This window comes from Nonomuraea sp. NPDC050547, assembly GCF_044457345.1.
GTDB lineage: Bacteria > Actinomycetota > Actinomycetes > Streptosporangiales > Streptosporangiaceae > Nonomuraea.
Genome location: NZ_JBITGW010000005.1, coordinates 21,264 through 43,701 on the forward strand (window position 1 = coordinate 21,264; position 22,438 = coordinate 43,701).

Below are 22,438 nucleotides of genomic sequence, written 5' to 3' on the forward strand. Positions count from 1 at the left end.
AATCGGTAGAGTGCCCGGTCCCTGGACGAATAGGAAACACGCGTGAACGTGCAAGAAGCGCGCCAGGCGGCGGCGCGCTGGGTGGCGGGGATCGAGTGCGAGGGAGCGTTCCTCAGCGGGTCGGCGACCTGGCTCGCCCGTGACGACGACCTGCCGCCCGCCTCGGACGTGGACGTCTTCGTCCTCGTCGCCGAGGAGCGGCACAAGCTGGGCAAGTTCCGCTTCGAGGGCGCCCTGCTGGAGGCCACCTACCTCACGTGGGAGCGCATTCCGTCGGCCGCGGCGATCCTCGGCGACTACCACCTGGCCGGGGCGTTCAAGGACGACAACGTGCTGGCCGACCCCACCGGGCGGCTGCGCGAGCTGCAGGCCGCCGTGGAGCCCGCCTGGGCCGAGCCGCGCTGGGTGCGCGAACGCCGCGAGCACGCGGAGAGCGGCATACTCAAGGGGCTGGCGGCCATGGACGAGGCGCAGCCGTACCCGATGAAGGTGTTGCGGCTGTTGTTCGCGACGGGCGTCACCACGCACGTGCTGCTCACGGCGGGGCTGCGCAACCCGACGGTGCGGCTGCGCTATCCGGCGGTGCGCATCATGCTCATGCCGTACGGCCGCGCCGCGCTCTACGAGCGGCTGCTGGAGCTGCTGGGCAGCGAGCACCTGTCCCCGGGCCGGGTCGAACGGCACCTGGCGGCGATGACCAGGGTGTTCGACCAGGCGGCCCGGGTGGAGGGCTCGCCGTACTCCTTCGCATCGGACATCTCCCCGCAGGCCAGGCATATCGCGGTGGACGGCAGCCGGGAGCTGATCGAGCGCGGGCTGCACCGCGAGGCGATGTTCTGGATCGCCGTCACCTATGCGCGCAGCCTGCTCATCCTGGGCGGCGACGCCCCCGGCTTCCACGAGATGCTCGCCGACCTGCGGATCGGGTCGCTGGAGGAACGCGCGGACCAGGTGCGCGCGTTCCTGCCGAGGCTGCGGCGGGCGGCCGAGGGGATCATCGGGCGCCGAGCCGGCGCCGGGCCTCCTCCAGCTGACGCATGACGGCGAGGCTGTCGTCCAGCGGCATGATCGTGCTCTCGGTGCGGCCTTCCGCGACGGCGCGGGCGACCTCGCGGACCTCGCCGCGGTAGCCGTTCTCCTCTGGGTCCAGCACGTGCTCCTCCGGCTCGGCGCCCGGCCTGGTCAGGACGATACGGCGGGGCGCCCAGAAGGCGGCGGGGATGTCGGCGCGCATCTCGGTGCCGATCACCGTGGCGCTGTTGGGGTGCGGGCTGAGCAGCGAGGTGTCCAGCAGCGCCCGGCGGCCGCCCCCGTAGGCCAGCAGCACGCCCGCCTCCGCGTCCACGCCGGAGGGGCCGAGTGAGCCGGTCACGTGCATGTCCACCGGCGTGCCGAGCAGCAGCTGGGCCAGCGCGAACGGGTAGACGCCCAGGTCGAGCAGGGCGCCGCCGCCCAGGGCCGGATCCCAGAGCCGGTGGGCGGGGTCGTAGGGCTGCGGGAACCCGAACGCCGCCTGGACCCCGCGGATCTCACCGAAGCGCTCGTCGGCGGCGATCTTCTGGATGAGCGGGTTGAACCGCATCCACATCGCCTCCATCAGGAACACCCCGGCTTCGCGGGCGAGGGCGACCATGCGCTCGGCCTCGTCGAGGCGGGCGGTGAGCGGCTTCTCGCACAGCACGGCCTTGCCGTGGGCGATGGCCGCGGCGGCGATCTCCAGATGCTGGGCGTGCGGGGTGGCGACGAAGACCGCGTCCACCTCGTCGGCGGCGCACAGCTCCGCGTAGGAGCCGAAGGCGAGCTCCGCGTCCAGCTCCTGGGCCAGGACGGCGGCGCGTTCCTTCGAGCGCGAGCCCACGGCGGACACGCGCATGCCCGGCTCGGCGGCGATGACCCTGCCGACGGTCCGCGCGATTCCGCCGGTGGCGGCGATACCCCATCTCATTCGGACACCTGCATCCTGAAGTCGTAACGGCTGGGCAGCGGGTTCTCCCTGCGTGCCCGTTCGGCGAGCTCCGGCGTGACCGGGCCGGTGCCGGACAGGCGGCGCTCGTGGTAGGCGAACCAGACGGCGTCCAGGGATATCTCACCTTCGCGAAGGTTGTCCACTTCGATGCCGCTGGTGAGAACGTTCCCGGCACGTTCCAGGTCGCCCGCGTCCAGAGCGGCCTGCGTCTCGATCAGCTGAACCCTGCCGCGGGAACGCTGCTCCGCGGGGAGCGCGTCGATGAGGGCCAGCGCATCGGCCGGGCGCCCGGCGGCGAGCAGCGCGCGCAGGGTCTCGACGGCGAGTTCCGGCACCTGCGGCGCCAGTGAACAGGCCTCGGCCAGCAGCTCAGCCACCTCAGACCGAGCGCCATCCGTCGCGGAGGCCGCGCCGTCCGATTCCAGGCGCGAGCCGGCGTCCGTCTCCGGATGCGGGCTCTCGGCTGTTTCCAGGCGCAGGCTCTCGGCCAGGCAGCGCAGCGTCCACGGGGTGCGCCGCAGGGCCAGGGACTCCTTCCACGCCGCGCGGGCGCCCTCGGTGTCGCCGTCGGCATAGCGGGCCAGGCCCAGGTGGTAGCGGGCGTGCCAGTCGGCGGGGTGCGCCTCCAGCAGCGCGCGCCACCTCGGCCCGGTCACCGGCGCGGCGGGCGGGTCGCCGACCGGCAGCCTGCCGGTCGCCAGCAGCTCCGCCCAAGGAGCCTGCTCCTCCCCCATCTCCCCGTACGGCAGGCCGTCCAGCTCGGGCAGCGCCCCGGCGGCGGTCTCCAGCGCGGCCCACCCGGACCCGTGGGCCAGCCGTACCGCCTCCCCGGAGAAGCCCTCGGCCTGCTCTTCCAGCGTCTCCCGGGAAACGAGCCGGTCGAGCGCCTCCGACACCGCCGAACGCGCCTCGTCCCACGACCCGTGCACCCGGTCGGGGTCGGCTTCCAGGAGCCCGTACGCCTCCACCCAGGTCCACGACGTGTTGCCCGGCATCGGCACGTGCTCCAGCTGGGTACGCGCCAGCCCCGCCTGAATCTCCAGATAGCGCGAGCCCGGCCCGCTCAGCCACTCCTGCCAGCGCCGCCCGCCGGCGCCGGTGCCCCAGTGGAACAGCTTGCGCCCGCGCAGCGGGTCGGTCGAGGTCTGGACCAGGCCCCGGCCCCCGGCGTCGAGGGCGGCGATCCAGCGCCGCTCCGCCGGCGGGATCTCGAAGAAGTAGTCGGCCGAGCGCGGCACCTCGTCGGTGTAGCTGCGGTCGATGCCGTCCAGCACCGGGAAGCCGACCACGCGCAGCTCGGCGGTGTAGTCGAAGTGGTGGGCCCGGTCCGCGGGCGCCACCACCCGCACGCCGGGCCCCTCGGGGACGGCGATGTTGGACCACCAGTAGACCGGCACCTCGGCGGGCGCCGGGTTGCGGATGGTGACCCGGACGAACAACACCGGGGAGTCCTCCGGCAGCCACGCGTCGATCTGCAATAGCAGGCGGCGCATCCGCTCGAACTCGTACAGCCGCAGCATCGGCGTCCCGTCCGCCCTGGTCAGGCGGACGGCGTGGAGAGGCGAGCAGGTCAGGGGCCAGTGGCCGGTGGCACCGAGGTTCCACTCGACGCCACCGGCCAGCCAGGCGTCGCGCAGGGCCAGGTTGGCGGGCTGGAGGATGGGGTTGCGGTGCAGCAGCTCCCGGCCGCTCCGGCGGTGCTCCAGTGACCACAGCCGCCCGCCGTACCCGGGCAGGAAGGTGGCGGTGAGCTGGGAGTTCTCGAGGACCACCACGGGCAGCTCGCGCTCGCGGCGGGTGCGCGCGTAACCGTCCTGCGGCGTGTACGGCAGCAGCGAGTACGGCTGGCCGTAACCGATCTGCGCGGTCATCTCGGGATCGGCGCCGGTGATGCCGGGCCTGACCCGGGTTCCGTGCAGGATCGGCAGCGGGCCGTGCCGGGGCGGATCGGTCGCGGGCAGGCGCAGCGTGCCGCCGCGCAGAGTGCTGGTCATGTGGTGGTCCCCGAGTGGGTGGATCGTCAGTTGCAGGTCGTGAGCTGGTGCATGCCGATGTCGGGCGTACAGGTGACCGGGTTGCCGAAGTGGTCGCGGCCGCCGTTGGCCGCGATCTCCCGGCCCTTCTGGAGCGCGGGCGAGCCCTGCTGGAGCTTGCCCTCGTCGGTGAGGAGCGGGTCGCCGGTGACGGTTCCGGTCGCGCCGTCCGGTACGGCCACGCCGTTCAGGAGGTTGTTCTCCAGCTTGTATCCGCCGGAGCGCAGCTTGAACGCAGCCTTGCCGGTGCCCCTGGTCACGACGATGTTGTTGGCGAACAGGACGTTGCGCGGGTTGGCGTTGTTCTCGTTGATGACGGTCTGGGTGACGCCGTCGCCGATCACGAACGTGTTGTTGTAGATCGCGGCGCTCTCGATGCCGCCGCCGCAGTTCTCGACGCCGCGGAAGTGGTCGTTGACGCTGAGGTTGTAGCGCACGACCGCGTCCTTGATCTTCCCGGCGGCGTTGCACAGGAGCAGGAAGCCGCCCTGGTTGTCGTGGCTGCGGTTGTACTGGAAGACGGTGCCGAAGCCGTTCTCGTCCACGTCGAAGCTCATGCCGTCGCGGGTGGTCTCGCCGCCGCTGACCTCGTTGAACTGGATGACCACGTTGTCGGAGTTGTGGGTCCAGAGCCCGACGCTGTAGCCCTGGGAGCGGCGCTGGAAGCCGTGCACGCGGTTGTGCTCGGCCAGGGCGCCGGTGACGCTGCCCAGCACGATGCCGTCGCCGCCGACGTCGGTCACGGTGTTGCGCTCGACCTTGACGCCGGTCCAGGGAACGTGACGGTTGCCCGGCTCCCGGCCCCAGCCGGAGAGGTTCCAGGTGGAGAAGAGGAAGATGCCGGAGCGGTCGACGCTTGTGACCGTGTTGCCGGTGATCAGGACGTCGTCGAAGAGCGTGGGGGTGGTGTTGCCCTCGACCCACATGGTGATGCCGGCCGAGCCGTACTCGTCCTTGGAGTCGTCGCCGTTGACGTCGTGCACGTCGAGGTCGCGCAGCACGATGTGCCGGAGGGTACCGGCGTCGCGGGCGCTGACGCGCACGCCGCGGCGCTTGCCCGCGGTGGCGCCGGTGTTGGCGACGTCGAGGTTGGCGATCTCCCAGTGCTGCTGGTTGTGCAGCTTGACCGCGTCGTCGGCGCCGCCGCCCTGGATGCGGGGCTTGGCGCCGCGGCCGTAGGCGTCGACGCGGATCGGCGCGCCGGCCTGGCCCGAGCCCTGCGGGGCGAGGGCGCCGGTGCAGGTGGAGCCGCGCTTGAACAACACGCGGTCGCCGGGGCGCAGGGCGAGGGCGTTGACCTGGGCGAGAGAGGTGAGCGGACGGCCGACGGTGCCCTTGGGCGTCTTGCGCGACTGGCAGTCGACGTGAACGGCGCGGCCGTGGCCGAGGGTGGGCGTGCTGGGGGTGGGCTGGGCCAGTGCGGGCGTGGCGGTGAGCCCGACCAGCGCCAAACCGACAAGCAGAGCTTTCACGCGAAAAATCTCCTTATTTCCCAATGCCAACGGTCATGCCCTGGATGATGCGGGTGCCCAGCCACGAGAACAGCGCGACCATGGGGGCGAGGATGATGCAGATGCCGGCGAACATGGTTCCCCAGTCGCGCCCGGCGTACTGCTGGAGGCCGACGAAGTTGACCAGCGCCACCGGCAGCGTGATCTTGTCGTCGCTGGTCATGAGCGCGATCGCGAACAACGTCTCGTTCCACGCGCCGATGAACTGCAGCAGGAACGCGGTGATCAGCCCGCCCCGCGCGACCGGCAGCACGACCTTGACGAAGGCGCGCAGCCCGGAGGCCCCGTCGATGGCCGCCGCCTCCTCCAGCACCACGGGGATGCCGGCGAAGAACCCGGTCAGCAGGTAGACGGTGAACGGCATGGCCAGGCCGATGTAGACGACGGTCAGCCCGACGAAGCTGTCGGTCAGCTCCACCGCGGCCAGCCCGACGAACAACGGCACCAGCAGCACCTGCCCCGGCACCCCGAGGCCGAGCGCGAAGGTCATGGTCAGCGCGTTCGAGGTCCTGGTACGGCGGCGCGCGAGCGCGTACGCGGCGGGTGCGGCCAGCGCGACGGCGATCAGGGAGGAGACGGCGGCGACCCCGACGCTGTTGATCGCGGCGCTGCTGAAGCCGCCGTCGGCCCAGGCCTTGGCCCAGTTGCCGCCCTGTGGCGGCACCGGAAGCCCGAACGGCTCGTTGAAGATCGACTGGGTGTCGCGCAGCGAGGTGACGAAGATCCAGGCCAGCAGCGCCAGGTCGGCGGCGACCAGGAGCCAGACGATCGTGTGCCCGATCCGCCTCACAGCGACACCCGCTCCCTGCGCATCATTCGCCGCAGGATCAGCACGAACACGCCGACCATGATCAGGCTGACGACGGCGGCCGCGGCGGCCAGGCCCAGCTTGGGCACCGAACTGCCGGGGAAGGCGGAGTAGTAGACGTACATGGCCGTGGTCCAGGTCTGGATGGGCGCGCTGCTGACGGTGGCGCCGCCGCCGAACAGCAGCACGATCTCGAAGACCTTCACCGAGCTGACCGTCCAGAGCACCGCGCAGACGCTGACGACCTCCCACGACAGCGGCAGCGTGACGTGCCGGAACCGCTGCCAGGCGTTGGCGCCTTCGAGCTCGGCCGCCTCGTACAGGTAGGTCGGGATCTGGTCGACGGCGGCCATGATGATCGTGGTGTAGTAGCCGGTGGCCGTCCACACGATGGTGGCGATGATCATCGCGGGCAGGTTGTCGATCGACAGCCACTTGGGCACCGCGTCGATGCCGAGCAGGTTCAGCATCTTGTTGACCGGCCCGGTCGGCCCGAACAGGAACCCGGCCGCGATCCCGAAGACCAGCGCGTTGACCAGGCACGGGAAGAAGAGCACCGAGCGGGCGAACATCTTGCCGGCCATCTCGCGCAGCGCCAGCGTGAGCAGGAAGCTGATCGCGAAGGTGGAGACACCGCCCACGACCAGAATCTTCACGGTGTTGATCACCGAGTGGTGGAAGGCCTGGTCGTCCAGCAGCGTCTGGTAGTTGCCCAGGCCGCGCCACTGCATGGCGCCCATGCCGTCCCACTTGTACAGGCTCGTCCAGGCGGCGTAGGCGATCGGAGCCAGGAACAGCAGGGCGTAGAAGGCCAGCGCCGGGCCGACGAACGGCCAGAACAGGCGGCTGGCCTGCCGTTCCAGCGGGCCCCCGCGGGCCGCGCGGGCCCGCCGGGGTGCGGCCATGGAGGTGACCGCCACTAGCCGTTGGCCTTCCAGTAGGCGAGGTGGCCTTCCTTGGCCTTGGTGATGAACTGCTCGGCCGTGGCCTTGCCCAGCCACAGCTCGCTGAAGGCGGGGAAGAGCGCCTTGTCGAGGTAGTCGCCGGAGACGCCGTCGATGGGCAGGCGGCTCGGGCTGTCGGTGAGCAGCTTCTGCGCGTCGAGCAGTTCCTCGGGGGCGGGCACGTCGGCGCGCGGGGTGATGTTCTTCGCCTCGGTCGAGATGCCGGAGATGTTGTCCTTCTTCAGGAAGTAGGCGATGAACTTCTGCGCGGGCTCGGGGTTCTTGGCCCGCTTGGGGATGGCGAACCCGAGGGGGATGATGTCGAGTTCGGTGTTGTTGCCCTTGGTCGTGGGCACCGCGAACTCGCCGACCTTGAAGCCGCTCGCCAGGTTCTTCTGCGCCTCGCTGGGCACCCAGGTGCCGTCGAGGTGGAAGGCGGCCTTGCCGGTGGCCCAGTTGGTCTGCTGGGCGGGGTACTTGCTGGCGTCGTAGCCCTTGAGGATGTGGCCCGCCTTGACGAACGCCTCGATGCGCTTGGCCGTCTCCAGAATGCCCGGCTGGTCCCAGGCGGCGCCGCTCTTGTCGTTGACGATCTTGCCCATGGTGCCGGGGCCGTTGTCGCGGACCAGCAGGTAGTCCATGAACAGGAAGTTGGTCCAGGTGTTGTCGCCGTCGGAGGCGACGCACGCCTTGTCCTTCGCCTTGAGCGTCTCGCAGAGCTTGACGAAGTCGTCCCAGGTGGCGGGGGTCTTGGCCAGGTCGGCGTCGGCCTTGTTGTAGTAGAACACGGCCGAGTTGAGCACGTAGGGGACGATCCAGCGGGTGACGCCGTCGGGGTCCTTCGGCATCGCGTCCAGGTACTTGGCGGGGATGACCTCGGAGACCTTCTTGCCCTCGCCGGGCACCTCGCTGTCGTAGACGGGGGTGAGGTCCCGGGCCTGGCCGGTCGAGGCGAGCAGCGAGCTGATCACGTCGAAGCCGTTCTCGACCAGGTCGGGCGCCTTGTTCGCGGCGATCGCCGGGCCGATCTTGGTGCGGATGTCGCGGCCCTGCCACTCGACCGTGACCTTGGTGCCGGTCTCCGCCTGGAACTTGTCGATCGCGGCCTTGATGACCTTGGCCTGCGGCTCGTTCTCCTTCCACATCGACCAGTAGGTGAACTGGCCGCCCTTCTCCTCCGTGGTGCTCTTGTCGCCGCCGCCGCAGGCGGTCAGCGCCAGGGCGGCCACGACACCGGCCGCCAGGACCTTGGGTGCGCGCATATCGGTTCACCTTTCGCGATTACCTGTTGCGGCACCCTAGAACCGGCTTAAAGCGCCAAACAAGGCAGTACATGCAACACTTTGATCACATCGTGCACTAAGCGACGCTTTTTGCGCATAAAGATGCACACTCCTGCAAGGAGTGCGAGAAAAGCTGCACTGGAGGTGCTGAAAGACCTCAGGAGGCGAAGACGGTCAGTACTGCTTGACGCTGTAGTCGTAGCGGCACGGCAGGCGCGAGGCGTGCGTGTGCGGCTGCCCGTGGTAGTCCCACCACAGGGCGTCGAGCGAGTCCTCGCCCTCGCGCAGGTCGTCGACGACCAGGCCGGTGTCGAGGATGCGCCGGGCCCTGGCCCGGTCACCGCCGTCCAGGGCGGCCCGGCACTCCAGTAGCCGGATGCGCCCGTGCCAGCGGTCGGCCGGGCCCAGCTTGTCGATCAGCGCGAGCGCGTCGGCGGGGCGGCCGCCGGCCAGCAGCGCCGAGAGCGTCTCGATGGTCAGCGGGCGCAGGCGCGGCGAGAGCGCGTGCGCCTTCAGGTAGAGCTCGGCCGCCGCGCCGGGCTCCGGCTCCAGGACGGCCAGGTTGCGCAGCGCCCACGCGTTGGGCGCGCACTCCAGCGACTCCTCCCAGGCGGCGCGCGCGCCGTCGTGGTCGCCGTCGTGGTAGACGTTCACGCCCAGGTGGAACCGGGTGAACCAGGTCGGCTCCGCCGCCTCGAGAAGGGCCCGCCACTCGGGTCCGACGGTGTAGGAGGAGGGCGGCAACGCCGGGGCCGGGGTCGGGATGAAGCCCTTGCGCACGAGCGAGAGCCACGACTGCTGGTCGCGGCCGATCGTGGTGTCGGCGAACGGCGTGGCGGGCAGGTTCAGCGCTCTGCTGCGCCGCTTGGCGAGGGCCCGGCGTTCGAGCGCGCCCCATCCGCTGCCGACGTGCAGCGTCTCCTCCGGTACGGCTGCCGCCAGCCGTACCGCCTGCTCGTGCTCGGACGCCAGCCGGTCGCGGGGGATCAGCCGCTCGACCGCCTCGCCCGCACCGGCGGCCGCGCGCTCCCACTCGCCGTGCGCGTCCTCGACCTCGGCCAGCCCGTAGGCCTCCGTCCAGGAGAAGGCCGAGCGGGGCGCGAGGCGGACGTGTTCGAGCTGCGTGCGCGCCAGGCCCGCCTGGATCTCCAGGTAGGGGCGGTCGGGGCCGGACAGCCAGTCCTGCCAGTTGCGCCCGGCGGGGCTGGCGCCCCAGCGGAAGTGCTTGCGCCCGCGCAGCAGATCGGTGGAGACCTGCGCCAGCCCGGCGCCGGACTCGTCGACGGCGGCGATCCAGCGGCGCTCGCCGTCGGGCAGCTCGTAGAAGAAGTCGGCGGCCTGCTCGTTGCGGCCCGGGTAGGACTGGTCGGAGTCCTGCCAGCTGGGCACCGGCACGCGGCGCAGCCGGCCGTCGTAGGAGAAGTGGTAGGCCTGGCTCGCGGGGGCGAGCACGCGCGTGCCCGGGGTCTGCGGCACGGCGGCGTTCGACCACCAGTAGACCGGCGCGTCCACGGGGAACGGGTTGTACACGCGCACGTGCACGAGCAGCACGGGCGAGCCGGGCGGCAGGCACGCGTCGATCTGGTAGACCAGGCGCCGCAGCCGCTCCCACTCGTACATGCGCAGCACCGGCACGCCGTCCGGCCTGGTCACGCGGGCCGCGTGCAGGGGCGCGCAGGCCAGCGCGGTGTGGCCGAACGTGCCGAGGTTCCACTCCACTCCCCCGGCGAACCAGGCGTTGCGCAGGCCGAGGTTGGCCAGTTGCAGGTGCGGCGGGCGGTGCAGCAGTTCGCGGCCGGTCGGCTGGTGGATCAGGGAGCGCAGCCGCCCGCCGTACTCCAGGAGGAACTCCGCGCGCAGCACGCCGTTGTCGAGCACAGCCGTCTTCAGCTCCCGCTCGGCCCGCTCACGCCCGTAGCCGTCCTGGAAGGTGTACGGCAGCAGCGACCCGGCATGCCCATAGGCCAGCTGAGCGGCCATCTCGGCGTCGGCCGCGGTCGTCTCGAGGCCGCCGCGCGGGTCGGTCAGCGTGTGGAGCGGCGGCAGCGGGTTCTCCGGGCCGAGCGGCGAAACCGGGAGCCGGACAGAGGAGATGCTCAGCATTTCGGCATATCTTTGCACATATCGCGCATTAACTGCATGATTGGCCAGGTGAACCGGTACGAACGCTGGAACGTCCTGCTGGAGATGGTCGCCGAGGCCGGGCAGCTGGACGTCGTCGAGACCGCCGAGAAGCTCGACGTGTCGACCGCGACGATCAGGCGCGACTTCGACGAGCTGGCCGCGCAGCAGTTGCTCACCAGGACCCGCGGCGGCGCGATCGCGCACAGCGTCTCCTACGACCTGCCGCTGCGCTACAAGGTCGCCCAGCACGCGCCGGAGAAGCAGCGCATCGGCTCGGCCGCCGCCGCCCTCGTGCCGGAGGGCTCGACGGTCGGCCTCAACGGCGGCACCACGACGACCGAGGTGGCGCGCGCCCTGGCCACCCGCGACCTCGGCGGCGACCAGCGCGGCCCGGCGCTGACCGTGGTGACCAACGCCCTGAACATCGCCCACGAGCTGGTCGTACGCCCCCACCTGCACGTGGTCACCACCGGCGGCTCGGCCCGCGCCCAGTCGTATGAGCTGGTGGGCCCGGTGGCCACCGGCATGCTGGAGCGCATCGCGCTGGACGTGGCGGTGCTCGGCGTCGACGCCCTCGACGTGGACCACGGCGCCAGCGCGCACAACGAGGGTGAGGCCGCCATCAACCAGCTCATGGCCGCCAAGGCCCGCCAGGTGATCATCGTCGCGGACGGGTCGAAGCTGGGCAAGCGGGCCTTCTCCCGCATCTGCCCGCTGGCCCAGATCGACGTCCTGGTGACCGACTCGACCGCGCCGGCCGACCTCACCGCCCGGTTCGCGGAGTCCGGGGTGCGGATCGTTCAGGTGTGACCCCGGCGGGCTTGGCGCGTACGTGCATGCGCTCCCCCTGGCGGCCGAACAGGCTGAGGATCTCCACCGGCCCGTCGCCCGCGCTGCCGAACCAGTGCGGCAGCCGGGTGTCGAACTCCGCCGCCTCCCCCGAGCCGAGCACGATGTCGTGGTCGGCCAGCACGAGGCGCAGCCGTCCCGACAGCACGTACATCCACTCGTAGCCCTCGTGCGTGCGCGGCTCCGGGACGCACTGGTCGGCGGGGATCACCATCTTGTAGGCCTGCAGCCCGCCGGGCTGGCGGGTCAGCGGCAGCACGGTGCGCCCGTTGACGGTGCGCGCCACCACCCTGACCCGGGGGTCGCCCACCTCGGGCGCGCCGACCAGTTCGTCCAGCGGGACCTGGTGGGCCTGGGCGATCGGCAGCAGCAGCTCCAGGCTGGGCCGGCGCTGGCCCGACTCCAGCCGTGACAGCGTGCTCTTGGAGATGCCCGTGGCCTCGGCCAGCGCGGACAGCGTGACCCCGCGCTCGGTCCGCAGCCGCTTGAGCCGGGGCCCCACCTGGGCGATGACGTCTTCCATACCCCCATTGTCCCGGATACGGCAACCGGCGTTGCCAAGCCGCGCGACCGGCGTTCCGCGCGACCGGCGTTCCGCGCGACCGGCGTTGCCGGGCGGCCGCCCCCGCGGCGCCGCCCGGCCCCGTCGCCGGAACCGCTAGGCGGCGAAGAAGCCCCGCATCGCGTGGGCGACCTGGGCCGGGGCGCTGTCGTTCGGCGCGTCGTGGGTGAGTCCGGGCAGTTCGACCAGCCGCGAGGCCGGGATGACGTCGTTCAGGACGGCCGCGGCACTCAGCAGGTACGCCGGCCCGCGCTCGCCGGTCAGCAGGAGGGTCTCGGCGGCCGTGTCCCGGTAGCGCAGGCCGTCGGAGTCGAGCCTCAGCACCTCCCGCATCTCGGCGGGCACCCTGGGCAGCACCTCCACGTACCCCTGGCGGCGCTCGCCGCGCAGCGTGAGCGCGATCATGGTCTTGATCAGCCAGAGCGGCAGCCCGCCGAACGGCCCCGCCATCTCCAGCCCCTTGATCTGCCGGGCGAGCGCCTCCAGCGTGCGGCCCTCGGCGACCGCCCGTTCGAAGGCGGGCAGCCAGTCCCGGGGCAGCCCTCCGCTGACGCTCACGGCCGGTTCGTAGGCGGCCAGCTTCTCCACTGGGTGCCGCAGCGCGGTCTCGAGCGCGACCAGCCCGCCGGAGCTGTGCCCGAACAGGCGCGTGGACCCGGTCTCCGCCATGACCGTGATGACGTCGTCGCAGACCCGGTCGATGCTGTAACCGGCGAGGCGGGTGTCGCGGTCCAGGAGGTGCACGGTGAAGGAGTCGGCCAGATACCAGGCCAGCGCCCGGTATCCGCGCCCGGCCACCCGGCCACCGCCGAGGACGACGATCCCGGGTCCGGTTCCGATGCTCTCGTAGCTGATCAGCGTCCCGTCCGCTGAGGCGAGCTTTGTCATGCGCGATCACCCACTCTGTCGGCGTATCGTGAGAGACGATATATCGCGTCTTCGGGATAGTCAAGATATATCGCGTCAACGGCGGGCTCATCGGATGCCAAGATGGAGGGGATGACTGATGACCTGCCCCGGGAGCGATCACGGCGGCGGGTGCTGGCAGACGCGCTCGCGGGGGCGGCGGCGCTGACCGTTCTGGGAGTGGCCGCGCTGCGCCGCGACCCCGGTCCGAGCGCGGGACCCGCCGAGCCCGCCACGCCCGGCCCCGCTCCCTCCTCCGGCTCCTCCGTGCCCTCCCCTTCCACGCCCTCCCCCACCGCCTCGGACGTGCCCACCTGGGTGGGCCCGACCGCGCCCGGCGTCGAGGCGGGCCTGTCCCTGGGCCGGCCGGGCGCGCTCGTGGCGATCGAGGAGTTCGGCGACTTCAAGTGCCCGAGCTGCCGCCGCTACGCCCGCGAGATCGCCCCGGCGCTCAAGACCCAATACCTGGACACCGGCATCGCCCGCCTCTTCTGGCGCGACTATCCGATCAGGGGCCGCGACTCCACCCGCGCCGCCCACGCCGGCCGGGCCGCCGCCCGCCAGGACCGCTTCTGGCCGTTTCACGACGTGCTCTACTCGGGCGAGGTGGCGCTGAGCGACGCCGGTCTGCGCGAGGCCGCCGTTCGGGCCGGGCTCGACGTCGCGCGTTTCGAGCGTGACCGCAAGGATCCGTCGGTACGGCAGGCCGTACAGGCCGACCTGGAGTTCGCGCTCCAGCTCGGCCTGCCCGGCACGCCCGCCTTCCTCATCAACGGCGAACTGCTGTTCGGCGCCCAGCCGGTGGCCGCCTTCCAGAAGGCGATCGAGAAGGCCAGGCGGGCGCGTTGACCGAGATCGGCTACGCCGCCGCGTTCCTCGGCGGCCTGTTCTCGCTGGTCAGCCCGTGCGGCGCGATGCTCCTGCCAGCCTTCTTCTGCTACGCCTTCCCGACCGGCCGGGCGCTGGCGGGCAGGACGGCGCTGTTCTACGCCGGGCTGTGCACGGTGCTGGTCCCGCTGGGCATGGGCTCGGCCCTGGCCAGCCGGGTCTTCTACGGCCACCGCGAGCTGCTGGTCACGGTGGCCGGGTGGACGCTGATCGGCTTCGGCGTGCTGCAGATCGCCGGGCGGGGCTGGACGCTCGGGCCGGTGGAGCGGCTGCGCTCCCGGCTGGGCGGCGACTCGCCCTGGGCGGTGCTGGGGCTGGGCGCGGTCTCCGGGCTGGCCGGGTTCTGCGCGGGCCCGATCCTGGGCGCGGTGCTCACCGTGGCCGCGGCCTCGGGTGACGCGGTGCGGGGGGCGGTGCTGCTGGCCGTGTACGCGGCCGGGATGGCGGCGCCGCTGCTGCTGCTCGCCCTGCTGTGGGAGCGCTACGACCTGGGGCGGCGCCGGTGGCTGCGCGGACGCGGGGTCGAGCTGGGGCCGGTCGGGATCGGCCGGCTGCGGATCGGCCCCGTTCGCCTGCACACGACCTCCACGCTGTCGGGGCTGGTCTTCGTGGCGCTCGGCGTGGTGTTCCTGGTGACCGACGGCACCGCCGCGCTGGCCGGGCCGGTGCCGGAGGGTTTCGAGGACCGGGTCGGCGCGTGGGCGGCGGGCGTACCGGATCTGGTGCTGGTCGGGGCCGGGGCGGTGGCGCTCGTCGCGGCCACCGTCTGGGGTCTGGCCCGCGCCCGCCGATGACCGGACGGGGACGGCCCAGCCAGGCTCCGGCTGACCAGGGCCAGAAGCCGGCCCGGGACGAGGCCCGGGAACAGGAGCAGGGCGGGTCAGGCTTCGGCTGACCAGGACGTCGTCTGGGCGCCGGTCGGCAGGTCCACGCGGAAGCGCGGCAGCGACTCGGGATGGTTCTCGCGCACGTACCCGACCAGGTGCTCGCGCACGTCGCACTTGAGGTCCCACGCCGAGGCCGAGTCGGCGGCGCTCATCAGCGCGCGCAGCTCCACCAGGCCGTTGGGCAGCACGTCGGTCACCTGGAGGGTCCAGTCCTTCTGGTCCCAGAGCGGGTTCTCCTGGATGAAGCGGTACAGCTCCTCGCGCAGGGCGTCGACCGGCACCGCCCAGTCCACCCGCAGGTGAACCACCGCCAGGACGCGGCTGCCGTGCCGGGTCCAGTTCTCGAAGGGGTTCGTGGTGAAGTACGAGACCGGCAGCACCAGCCGCCGCTCGTCCCACAGCCGCAGGACGACGTAGGTGAGCGTGAGCTCCTCGATGCGGCCCCACTCGTTGTTGACCACGACCACGTCGTCCAGGCGCAGCGCGTCGCTGAAGGCCAGTTGCAGCCCGGCCAGCATGTTGCCGATCGTGGACTGGGCGGCGATGCCGACGATCGCGCCGGCGATGCCCGCCGAGGCGAGCAGACCGGCGCCGAGCGCGCGTACCTGCGGGAAGGAGAAGAGCATCGCACCGAGCGCCACGACGATGATGACGGCGGTGGCGACCCGGCGGACCAGCGCGATCTGCGTCATGATCCGCCGGGCGCGGCGGTTGCGCTCGCCCTCGACCAGCACGAGGCGGTCGAGGATGACATCCGTGACGGCGTAGGAGGCGCCGACGATCAGCCAGGTGACGCAGGCGATCGTGATCAGCCCGAGCACCCGGTCGACGCTCTCGCCGATCGTCCGCTCCTGGGGCGTCCCGCCGAACATGGCGGGCACGAAGGCCACGTTGGCCGCGATGACCACGGCCGTGGCGTAGCCCGCCCACGTGCAGTGCTCGACGAGGTGCCTGGCCAGGCCCCACTTGGCGCCCGCCCTGGACAGCAGCCTGCGGGCCACCTCCACGACGATGATCGCCCCTGCCACCGAGAGGGCCAGGATCGCCCAGGTCGACACAGTCACTCCTCACCTGTCGCGAAAAATCACACTCCCCCTATGGTGCCGGAGATCTCAGAAGGACTCGTCGAAGGACACGTTGCCCTCGACCGCGACCTGGTAGGCCGACACCCTGCGCTCGAAGAAGTTGGCGAGCTCCTGCACGTCCTGGAGCTCCATGAACGCGAACGGGTTGGCGGTGCCGTACTTCTTCTTCAGGCCGAGCCTGGACAACCGCTGGTCGGCCACGTACTCCAGGTACTCGCGCATGTGCTCGACGTTCATGCCGCCGATGCCGTCGCCGCACAGGTCGCGGGCGAAGGCCAGTTCGGCCGTGACCGCCTCCTCGATCATCTGGGTGACCTGCTCGCCCAGTTCGTCGTCGAACAGGTCCGGCTCCTCGGCGCGCACGGTGTCCACCACGCTGAAGGCGAACTCCATGTGCATCGACTCGTCGCGGAAGACCCAGTTGGTGCCGGTGGCCAGGCCGCCGAACAGGCCGCGGGAGCGGAACCAGTACACGTAGGCGAAGGCGCCGTAGAAGAACAGGCCCTCGATGCACGCGGCGAAGCAGATCAGGTTGAGCAGGAAGGTGCGCCGGTCCTCCCGCGTCTCCAGCCGCTGCAGGCTGGACAGCGAGTCGATCCACCGGAAGCAGAACTCGGCCTTGTCGCGGATGGAGGGGATGTTGTCCACCGCGGCGAACGCCTTGACCCGCTCGTCCGGGTCGGGCAGGTAGGTGTCGAGCAGCGTCAGGTAGAACTGCACGTGCACCGCCTCCTCGAACAGCTGCCTCGACAGGTAGAGGCGCGCCTCAGGAGCGTTGACGTGCTGGTACAGGTTGAGTACCAGGTTGTTGGCCACGATGGAGTCGCCGGTGGCGAAGAAGGCGACCAGGCGGTTGATCAGGTGGCGTTCCTGCGGCGACATCTTGGCCAGGTCGGCCAGGTCGGAGTGCAGGTCCACCTCCTCGACCGTCCACGTGTTGCGGATGGCCGCCCGGTAGCGCTCGTAGAAGTCGGGGTAGCGCATCGGACGGAGCGTCAGGTCCATTCCGGGGTCTAGCAGCATTACTGACACGCCTCGCAGTACTCGGGGTTCTCCAGGGAGCAGGCGATCGCTTCCTGGACGGGGGTCGTCTGAACGGTGGTCTGCGCGATCCGGGTGGCCGGTCGTGAGCGCAGGTAGTAGGTGGTCTTGATGCCCTTCTTCCAGGCATAGGCGTACATCGAGGAGAGCTTGCCGATGGTGGGCGTCGCCATGAACAGGTTCAGCGACTGCGACTGGTCGATGTACGGCGTGCGCGCCGCGGCCAGGTCGATCAGCGCCTTCTGCGGCAGTTCCCACGCGGTGCGGTAGAGCACCTTCAGCTCATCCGGGATGCCGGGGATGTCCTGGACGGAGCCGTCGGCCCGCTTGATGGCGTCGCGCAGGTCCTGCGTCCACAGCCCGCGCTCCTGAAGGTCGCGCACCAGGTACCGGTTGACCTGCAGGAACTCGCCCGACAGCGTCTCGCGCTTGAACACGTTGGACACCTGCGGCTCGATGCACTCGTAGCACCCGGCGATGGAGGCGATCGTCGCCGTCGGCGCGATGGCGATCATGAGCGAGTTGCGCAGCCCGGTCTCGGCGATCCTGGCGCGCAGCGCGTCCCAGCGCTCGGAGGCGCCGACGCCGTAGTGGTCGGGGTGCAGCACGCCCTGGGCGGCGCGGGTGTCGTCGTAGGACGGGTGCCGGCCCCGCTCGACGGCCAGATCGGCGGAGGTGGCGTAGGCGGCGAGGGCGATCTCCTCGGCGATCCTGGTCGACAGCGCCAGCGCCTCCGGCGAGTCGAACGGCAGGCGCAGCGCGAAGAACACGTCGGCCAGGCCCATGACGCCGAGCCCGATCGGCCGCCACCGCTTGTTCGCCTTCTCGGCCTCGGGCGTCGGGTAGAAGCCCAGGTCGATGGTGCGGTCGAGGAAGCGCACCGCGGTGCGGACGGTGCCGGCCAGGCGCTCCCAGTCCAGGCCGGCGCCGGTGACGTGGGCGGCCAGGTTGACCGAGCCGAGGTTGCAGACCGCGGTCTCGCCGTCGCTGGTCACCTCCAGGATCTCGGTGCACAGGTTGGACAGGTGGATGACGTTCTCCGGCCTGGCCGTCTGGTTGGAGACGCGGTTGGCGGCGTCCTTGAAGGTCATCCAGCCGTTGCCGGTCTGGGCGAGCGTGCGCATCATCCGGCCGTACAGGGTGCGGGCCGGCATCTGCCGCGTGTACAGGCCCTGCGCCTCGGCGGCGCGGTAGGCGGTGTCGAAGGCGTCGCCGTACAGGTCGGTGAGGTGCGGGACCGTCTTGGGGTCGAACAGCGACCACACGCCGTCGGACTCCACGCGGCGCATGAACTCGTCCGGCACCCAGTTGGCGAGGTTCAGGTTGTGGGTACGGCGGGCGTCCTCGCCGGTGTTCTCCCGCAGCTCCAGGAACTCCTCGATGTCGGCGTGCCAGGTCTCCAGGTAGACGCAGGCCGCGCCCTTGCGCCGGCCGCCCTGGTTGACGGCGGCCACGGAGGAGTCGAGCGTGCGCAGCCACGGCACGATGCCGTTGGAGTGCCCGTTCGTGCCCTTGATGAGCGATCCGCGCGAGCGGACCCGGGTCCAGGAGATGCCGATGCCGCCGGCGTACTTGGACAGGCGGGCGACCTGCCCGTACCGGTCGTAGATGGACTCCAGCTCGTCCCGGGGCGAGTCCAGCAGGAAGCACGACGACAGCTGCGGCCGGCGCGCGCCGGAGTTGAACAAGGTCGGAGAAGACGGCAGATAGGACAACGTCGACATCAAGGCGTACAGCTCGGCGGCCTCGCCGACCGTCTGGGACAGGCCGCAGGAGACGCGGAGCATGAAGTGCTGCGGGCGCTCCAGCACCTTGCGGGTCTCGGGGTGGCGCAGCAGGTAGCGGTCGTAGACGGTGCGCAGGCCGAAGTACTCGAACCGCTCGTCGGCGTCGGCGTCGATGAGGGCGTCCAGCTCTTCACGATTTTCCCGGACGAAACCGGCGAGCGCGTCCTGGATGAGCCCGGCCGCGTGCGTGGCGGCGACGGAGTCCGAGAACGAGCGGACACCGTGGCCCGCCGCCTCGTCGGCGATCTCCTCGGCCAGCAACCGTGCGGCGACCCGGGAGTTGGCCGGGTCGGCGATCACGCGCGCCGCCGCCTCCTCGATGGCCAGCCGCCGATCCATCTCAACGATCTGCGTCACGTGCAACACTCCTCGCGAGCGAGCTTTCCCCCTGCGAGGGCACGCGAGAGCGCACACGGCAAGTACGGAGATCCCCCGGCCGCGCAGCCCCCGGGCCCTCCCTCGAGGCCCAATGGACAGGACAACCGCTGGCAGGTCTTCGGGCTCGCGGGCGTCTCAACGCGTGAGTCCTACTGGCCGTCGCTTCCCGGACCATGGTCCAGTGCTGATGACGGCGGTCGTTCCCGCTTACCGCTGCGGGGCAGCCCTGGAATCGCACCAGGTTCCCTTTTGCTCCGCCTCCGGGGAGGCGAACCAGCGACAGTGCAGGATCCTACATCTAGTGGCCGATCCCGCAACTATCCCCGGTATGTTGTGCTCGGCGTGTCGAGCATGCCGAGTTCACGGAGTACTCTGCGGGTACGGGCGGACTCGGTGGCCAGCCATGTGGAGAAGTCGTCGCCGCTGAGCGGGATGGCCTCCCAGCCCCCGTTACGGCAGGCCTCGTGCCACGGCGCCGACCGGGTCGCCTCCTCCATCATGCGCACCGCGGCGCCCCGCCGTTCGCCGTCCATCGCCGCGGGCCCGACCACCGCGCACCAGTCGGCGAAGTCGACGCGAACCCCGCACTCCAGGAGCGTGGGGGCGTCGACGCCGGGGACCCGGGCGGCCGAGGAGACGGCCAGCGGCCTGATCCGGCCGGAGTCGAGCCGGGCCCGCCAGTCGCGCAGCCGCCCGGTGGCCGCCGCGACCTTGCCGCCCTGCATGGCTGCCGCCACCTCCTGGGCGCCCGGGTAGCCGGTGTAGTCGATCTTCCTGACGTCCACGCCGAGCCCCTGCGCCACCAGGCCGAACAGCAGGTGATCGGGCTCGCCCAGGGGCCCGCCGGCCAGGTAGGTGCGCTCCGGCTGGGCCAGCAGGTGGGCGGCGAAGGCGTCGAAGTCCTTCAGCCGTGAGTTGGCCGGCACCACCAGCACCTCGACGTTGCCGGTGAGCCTGGCCAGCGGCGTGGTGGCGACGTGCATGGGGCGCTGGTCGTTCAGCTCGGCGGCGGCCAGCGCGGGCAGGCCGGTGACGGTGACGGTGGTCGTGCCGCCCGTGCCGGTGGCGGGGTAGCCGGTCCTGCGCAGGGTGCGGTAGAGCGCCTGTGCGACCGCGGCCCATCGCTCACCGCCGGGGACGACGCCGACGGGGCCGAGGCCGTTCGCGCCGCCACCCGCGCCGGCGCATCCGGAGACACAGGCGGCCAGGCCGAGCCCGAGTGCGAAGAACTGCCGACGCCGCATGATGCCCCTCCCCGAACCCCGATAGACCTCCCATTACATGAGGTTATTGGCAGATCACACGGTGTTACACATCGGGGGGCACTCTTCACGTTTCATCGGCCGGCAGCGCGAACAACCTGATGTAGAGCGGGCGGGCGTCCGGGGGCGCGTCGTCGGCCTGGTGACTGTACTTGGACAGCAGCGCGATGTACTCCTCGAAGAAGGCGTCGAACCCCTCCTTGGTCATCCGGCCGAACCCCCGTGAGGCCTTGGCCCAGTCGGGATCGCGCCGGTAGGCGGCCCCGAAGCGGTCCATCAGCGCGCGGTCCTCGGCCATGCCGATGCGGTAGAACTCCTCCAGCACCGCGCGGCTCTCCGGCGCCACGTCGCGGAAGTTCGGCGTGCGGATGTCGCGCGGCATGTCGGCCTTGCGCCACCAGCGCTCGCGGCCGGCCGAACGCTCGGGAATCTCCTCGATGAAGCCGTACTTCTCCAGCTGGCGCAGGTGGTAGCTGGTCGTGCCGGTCTTGGCGCCGAGCAGCTCGCCCAGCGTGGTGGAGGTGGCGGGGCCGTGCACGTTGAGGTGCGACAGCATGCGCCGGCGCATCGGATGGGCCAGGGCCTTCAGACGCTCGTGATCGTCGAGATACAGCGGCGCCCCATCCTCATCCCTCATGAGGAGAGAGCTTAGTCCTGCCGGATGATTTCTGCAGACATGTCTTTGCCGACAAATCTCTGCAGAGTAGCGTCGGCAGCATGAAGAGGTTAGTGATCATGTTGTTCGCGCTCGTCTGCGCGTTCGTTCCGGCCGTTCCCGCGCTGGCCGCCGACGGGCTGACCGTCACCGAGGTCTCCTTCCGCGGCAGCGGCGGGCTCCAGATGCACGGCAGCGTGCTGGTCCCCTCCGGCGCGCGCGGGCCGCTGCCCGGCCTGGTGCTCGTGCACGGATCAGGCGGCGGCACCCCGCGTACGAAGCTGATGACCGAGGCCGAGGCCTTCGCCCGCCAGGGCCTGGCCGTGCTGGTCTACGACAAGCGCTCCGAGGGCTACTCGATGACCGTCCGCGACTACGGCCAACTGGCCGGCGACGCGCTCGGCGCGCACGCGGCCCTGCGCGCCTTCGCGGGGGTCGATCGGGGCAACGTCGGCATCTGGGGCCTGAGCGAGGGTGGCTGGGTCGCCCCGCTGGCCGCCACCCGCTCCAAGGACGTCGCCTTCGTGGTGATCGTCGGCGGCAACGCCATGCAGCCGCTGCGCCAGCAGACCTGGGCGGTCGCCGCCGGGCTGCGCAACGCCGGCGTCAGCGGCCCGGTGCCCGACCGCGGTGTACCCGCCGTCTACCGGCTGCTGGCCGGGGCGGGGCAGTTCCCGATGCCCTGGCACGACGCGCAGGCCGTGCTCGCCCGGGTCACCCAGCCCGTGCTCGGCATCTGGGGCGCCCACGACCTGCTCACCCCGCCGCGGGAGACCCCGGGGCTGCTGGCCGAGGGCCTCGCGCACGAGAACTACACGCTGCGCTACTTCGCCGGCGCCGACCACGCCGCCCACCTCACGCCCGACCGCGGCGTCACCCGCTCCCCCGAGCTCGCGCCCGGCTACGCCGAGGCCGTCGGGACCTGGGTGAAGCGCGTCGCCGCCGGGCGGCTGCCGACCGCGGAGAGCGTGGGCGAACTGCCCGGCCAGGCGTCGATGACCGTCGCGGTCCCGCCGCCGGCCTGGTGGGAGTCGGCCGCGGTGCAGGTGGGGGCGCTCCTGCTGTTCCTCGTGGCCTTCCTGGGCTACCCGGTGTGGGCGCTGGTCAGGCGGGTGCGGGGCCGTACCCCGGCGGAAGCGGGGGCGCGCTGGCCGCGGACGGTGGCGATCGCCGCGCCCGTGGCGGCCTTCGGCGCGCTGGCCTACCTGTTCTACTCGGTCATGACGGGCGGCAAGCTGGGCTCGCCCGGCCCGCTGGTGGCCGGCCGCCCGCTCGTCTGGCTGGTCCTGCAGGCCCTCGCGGTGCTCGCGCTGGTCGCGGCCGTGCTCACGGTGCCCGCCGCGCGCCGGGCCCGCGGTTCCGAGCGGGTACGGCTGGCCGTCCTGCTGACCGGCGCCGCCGCCTTCCTGCCCTGGGCGCTCTACTGGGGACTGCTGACGCCGTGACCGGACGGGTGGGGGCGGGGGCGC

Annotated in this window: 19 protein-coding genes and 1 riboswitch; of the genes, 5 read left to right on the forward strand and 14 right to left on the reverse strand. The window is 71.5% G+C overall.

Annotated features, from left to right (window positions below):
* Nucleotides 1-42: 42 nt before the first annotated feature.
* Nucleotides 43-1,041, forward strand: coding sequence for a hypothetical protein (locus ACIBHY_RS13930; protein ID WP_397306823.1), 999 nt, complete (start codon nt 43-45; stop codon nt 1,039-1,041).
* Here ACIBHY_RS13930 and ACIBHY_RS13935 read toward each other — a convergent pair.
* The 7 genes from ACIBHY_RS13935 to ACIBHY_RS13965 form a co-directional block, all read right to left on the reverse strand.
* Nucleotides 995-1,945 (reverse strand): Gfo/Idh/MocA family protein, encoded by a 951-nt coding sequence (locus ACIBHY_RS13935; RefSeq protein ID WP_397306824.1) that lies wholly within the window; start codon nt 1,943-1,945, stop codon nt 995-997. The genes ACIBHY_RS13930 and ACIBHY_RS13935 overlap by 47 nt on opposite strands.
* On the reverse strand, nt 1,942-3,960 hold the full coding sequence (locus ACIBHY_RS13940) for a DUF5107 domain-containing protein (protein ID WP_397306825.1): 2,019 nt from the start codon (nt 3,958-3,960) through the stop codon (nt 1,942-1,944). Before ACIBHY_RS13940 ends, ACIBHY_RS13935 begins: the two co-directional genes overlap by 4 nt.
* Nucleotides 3,961-3,986: 26 nt before the next feature.
* Nucleotides 3,987-5,471, reverse strand: coding sequence for a right-handed parallel beta-helix repeat-containing protein (locus ACIBHY_RS13945; RefSeq protein WP_397243444.1), 1,485 nt, complete (start codon nt 5,469-5,471; stop codon nt 3,987-3,989).
* Between the two features lie 13 nt (nt 5,472-5,484).
* Nucleotides 5,485-6,300 carry a carbohydrate ABC transporter permease gene (locus ACIBHY_RS13950; RefSeq protein ID WP_397306826.1) on the reverse strand — a complete coding sequence of 272 codons (816 nt, stop codon included), beginning with the start codon at nt 6,298-6,300 and terminating at the stop codon, nt 5,485-5,487.
* Nucleotides 6,297-7,223: a carbohydrate ABC transporter permease gene (locus ACIBHY_RS13955; RefSeq protein WP_397306827.1), complete on the reverse strand. Its 927-nt coding sequence runs from the start codon at nt 7,221-7,223 to the stop codon at nt 6,297-6,299. The genes ACIBHY_RS13950 and ACIBHY_RS13955 overlap by 4 nt, the downstream gene beginning before the upstream one ends.
* Nucleotides 7,224-7,237: 14 nt before the next feature.
* Nucleotides 7,238-8,524 (reverse strand): extracellular solute-binding protein, encoded by a 1,287-nt coding sequence (locus ACIBHY_RS13960; RefSeq protein ID WP_397306828.1) that lies wholly within the window; start codon nt 8,522-8,524, stop codon nt 7,238-7,240.
* 195 nt (nt 8,525-8,719) lie between these two features.
* Nucleotides 8,720-10,648 carry a DUF5107 domain-containing protein gene (locus tag ACIBHY_RS13965; protein ID WP_397306829.1) on the reverse strand — a complete coding sequence of 643 codons (1,929 nt, stop codon included), beginning with the start codon at nt 10,646-10,648 and terminating at the stop codon, nt 8,720-8,722.
* Between the two features lie 48 nt (nt 10,649-10,696).
* Between ACIBHY_RS13965 and ACIBHY_RS13970 the strand changes: the two genes are divergently transcribed.
* Nucleotides 10,697-11,479 (forward strand): DeoR/GlpR family DNA-binding transcription regulator, encoded by a 783-nt coding sequence (locus ACIBHY_RS13970; protein WP_184962234.1) that lies wholly within the window; start codon nt 10,697-10,699, stop codon nt 11,477-11,479.
* Here the strand turns inward: ACIBHY_RS13970 and ACIBHY_RS13975 are convergent.
* Together ACIBHY_RS13975 and ACIBHY_RS13980 are read right to left on the reverse strand one after the other, a co-directional pair.
* On the reverse strand, nt 11,433-12,041 hold the full coding sequence (locus ACIBHY_RS13975) for a helix-turn-helix domain-containing protein (protein ID WP_397306830.1): 609 nt from the start codon (nt 12,039-12,041) through the stop codon (nt 11,433-11,435). The genes ACIBHY_RS13970 and ACIBHY_RS13975 overlap by 47 nt on opposite strands.
* 135 nt (nt 12,042-12,176) lie before the next feature.
* Entirely contained in the window at nt 12,177-12,968 is a 792-nt protein-coding gene (locus ACIBHY_RS13980; RefSeq protein WP_397243432.1) for an alpha/beta fold hydrolase, read from the reverse strand.
* A 111-nt stretch (nt 12,969-13,079) separates the two neighbouring features.
* Between ACIBHY_RS13980 and ACIBHY_RS13985 the strand changes: the two genes are divergently transcribed.
* A complete protein-coding gene (locus tag ACIBHY_RS13985) occupies nt 13,080-13,835 on the forward strand; it encodes a DsbA family protein (protein ID WP_397306831.1) in 756 nt (251 codons plus the stop codon).
* Nucleotides 13,832-14,668, forward strand: a complete 837-nt coding sequence (locus ACIBHY_RS13990; protein WP_397306832.1) for a cytochrome c biogenesis CcdA family protein — start codon at nt 13,832-13,834, stop codon at nt 14,666-14,668. Before ACIBHY_RS13985 ends, ACIBHY_RS13990 begins: the two co-directional genes overlap by 4 nt.
* An 86-nt stretch (nt 14,669-14,754) precedes the next feature.
* Here ACIBHY_RS13990 and ACIBHY_RS13995 read toward each other — a convergent pair whose 3' ends face one another.
* The 5 genes from ACIBHY_RS13995 to ACIBHY_RS14015 all read right to left on the reverse strand — a co-directional run bounded on the left by ACIBHY_RS13995 (nt 14,755) and on the right by ACIBHY_RS14015 (nt 20,951).
* On the reverse strand, nt 14,755-15,819 hold the full coding sequence (locus ACIBHY_RS13995) for a mechanosensitive ion channel family protein (protein ID WP_397306833.1): 1,065 nt from the start codon (nt 15,817-15,819) through the stop codon (nt 14,755-14,757).
* A 54-nt stretch (nt 15,820-15,873) separates the two neighbouring features.
* Nucleotides 15,874-16,830: a ribonucleotide-diphosphate reductase subunit beta gene (locus ACIBHY_RS14000; RefSeq protein WP_397306834.1), complete on the reverse strand. Its 957-nt coding sequence runs from the start codon at nt 16,828-16,830 to the stop codon at nt 15,874-15,876.
* 38 nt (nt 16,831-16,868) lie between these two features.
* Nucleotides 16,869-19,031, reverse strand: a complete 2,163-nt coding sequence (locus tag ACIBHY_RS14005; protein ID WP_397243422.1) for a ribonucleoside-diphosphate reductase subunit alpha — start codon at nt 19,029-19,031, stop codon at nt 16,869-16,871.
* A gap of 112 nt (nt 19,032-19,143) precedes the next feature.
* Nucleotides 19,144-19,345, reverse strand: a riboswitch (cobalamin riboswitch).
* A gap of 24 nt (nt 19,346-19,369) precedes the next feature.
* Entirely contained in the window at nt 19,370-20,296 is a 927-nt protein-coding gene (locus tag ACIBHY_RS14010) for a Bug family tripartite tricarboxylate transporter substrate binding protein (RefSeq protein WP_397306835.1), read from the reverse strand.
* Between the two features lie 85 nt (nt 20,297-20,381).
* Nucleotides 20,382-20,951 carry an ArsR/SmtB family transcription factor gene (locus ACIBHY_RS14015; protein WP_397243418.1) on the reverse strand — a complete coding sequence of 190 codons (570 nt, stop codon included), beginning with the start codon at nt 20,949-20,951 and terminating at the stop codon, nt 20,382-20,384.
* Nucleotides 20,952-21,031: 80 nt separating this feature from the next.
* Between ACIBHY_RS14015 and ACIBHY_RS14020 the strand changes: the two genes are divergently transcribed.
* Nucleotides 21,032-22,414, forward strand: a complete 1,383-nt coding sequence (locus tag ACIBHY_RS14020; protein ID WP_397243416.1) for an alpha/beta hydrolase — start codon at nt 21,032-21,034, stop codon at nt 22,412-22,414.
* Nucleotides 22,415-22,438 lie beyond the last annotated feature (24 nt).

What these genes read in the sequence shown, in the direction of transcription:
- ACIBHY_RS13985 (WP_397306831.1), top strand. Translation starts at nt 13,080, where the DNA reads ATGACTGATGACCTGCCCCGGGAGCGATCACGGCGGCGGGTGCTGGCA.
- ACIBHY_RS13935 (WP_397306824.1), bottom strand. Translation starts at nt 1,945, where the DNA reads ATGAGATGGGGTATCGCCGCCACCGGCGGAATCGCGCGGACCGTCGGC.
- ACIBHY_RS13975 (WP_397306830.1), bottom strand. Translation starts at nt 12,041, where the DNA reads ATGGAAGACGTCATCGCCCAGGTGGGGCCCCGGCTCAAGCGGCTGCGG.
- ACIBHY_RS14010 (WP_397306835.1), bottom strand. Translation starts at nt 20,296, where the DNA reads ATGCGGCGTCGGCAGTTCTTCGCACTCGGGCTCGGCCTGGCCGCCTGT.
- ACIBHY_RS14020 (WP_397243416.1), top strand. Translation starts at nt 21,032, where the DNA reads ATGAAGAGGTTAGTGATCATGTTGTTCGCGCTCGTCTGCGCGTTCGTT.
- ACIBHY_RS13960 (WP_397306828.1), bottom strand. Translation starts at nt 8,524, where the DNA reads ATGCGCGCACCCAAGGTCCTGGCGGCCGGTGTCGTGGCCGCCCTGGCG.
- ACIBHY_RS14000 (WP_397306834.1), bottom strand. Translation starts at nt 16,830, where the DNA reads ATGCGCTACCCCGACTTCTACGAGCGCTACCGGGCGGCCATCCGCAAC.
- ACIBHY_RS13955 (WP_397306827.1), bottom strand. Translation starts at nt 7,223, where the DNA reads ATGGCCGCACCCCGGCGGGCCCGCGCGGCCCGCGGGGGCCCGCTGGAA.
- ACIBHY_RS13965 (WP_397306829.1), bottom strand. Translation starts at nt 10,648, where the DNA reads ATGCTGAGCATCTCCTCTGTCCGGCTCCCGGTTTCGCCGCTCGGCCCG.
- ACIBHY_RS13940 (WP_397306825.1), bottom strand. Translation starts at nt 3,960, where the DNA reads ATGACCAGCACTCTGCGCGGCGGCACGCTGCGCCTGCCCGCGACCGAT.
- ACIBHY_RS13980 (WP_397243432.1), bottom strand. Translation starts at nt 12,968, where the DNA reads ATGACAAAGCTCGCCTCAGCGGACGGGACGCTGATCAGCTACGAGAGC.
- ACIBHY_RS14015 (WP_397243418.1), bottom strand. Translation starts at nt 20,951, where the DNA reads ATGAGGGATGAGGATGGGGCGCCGCTGTATCTCGACGATCACGAGCGT.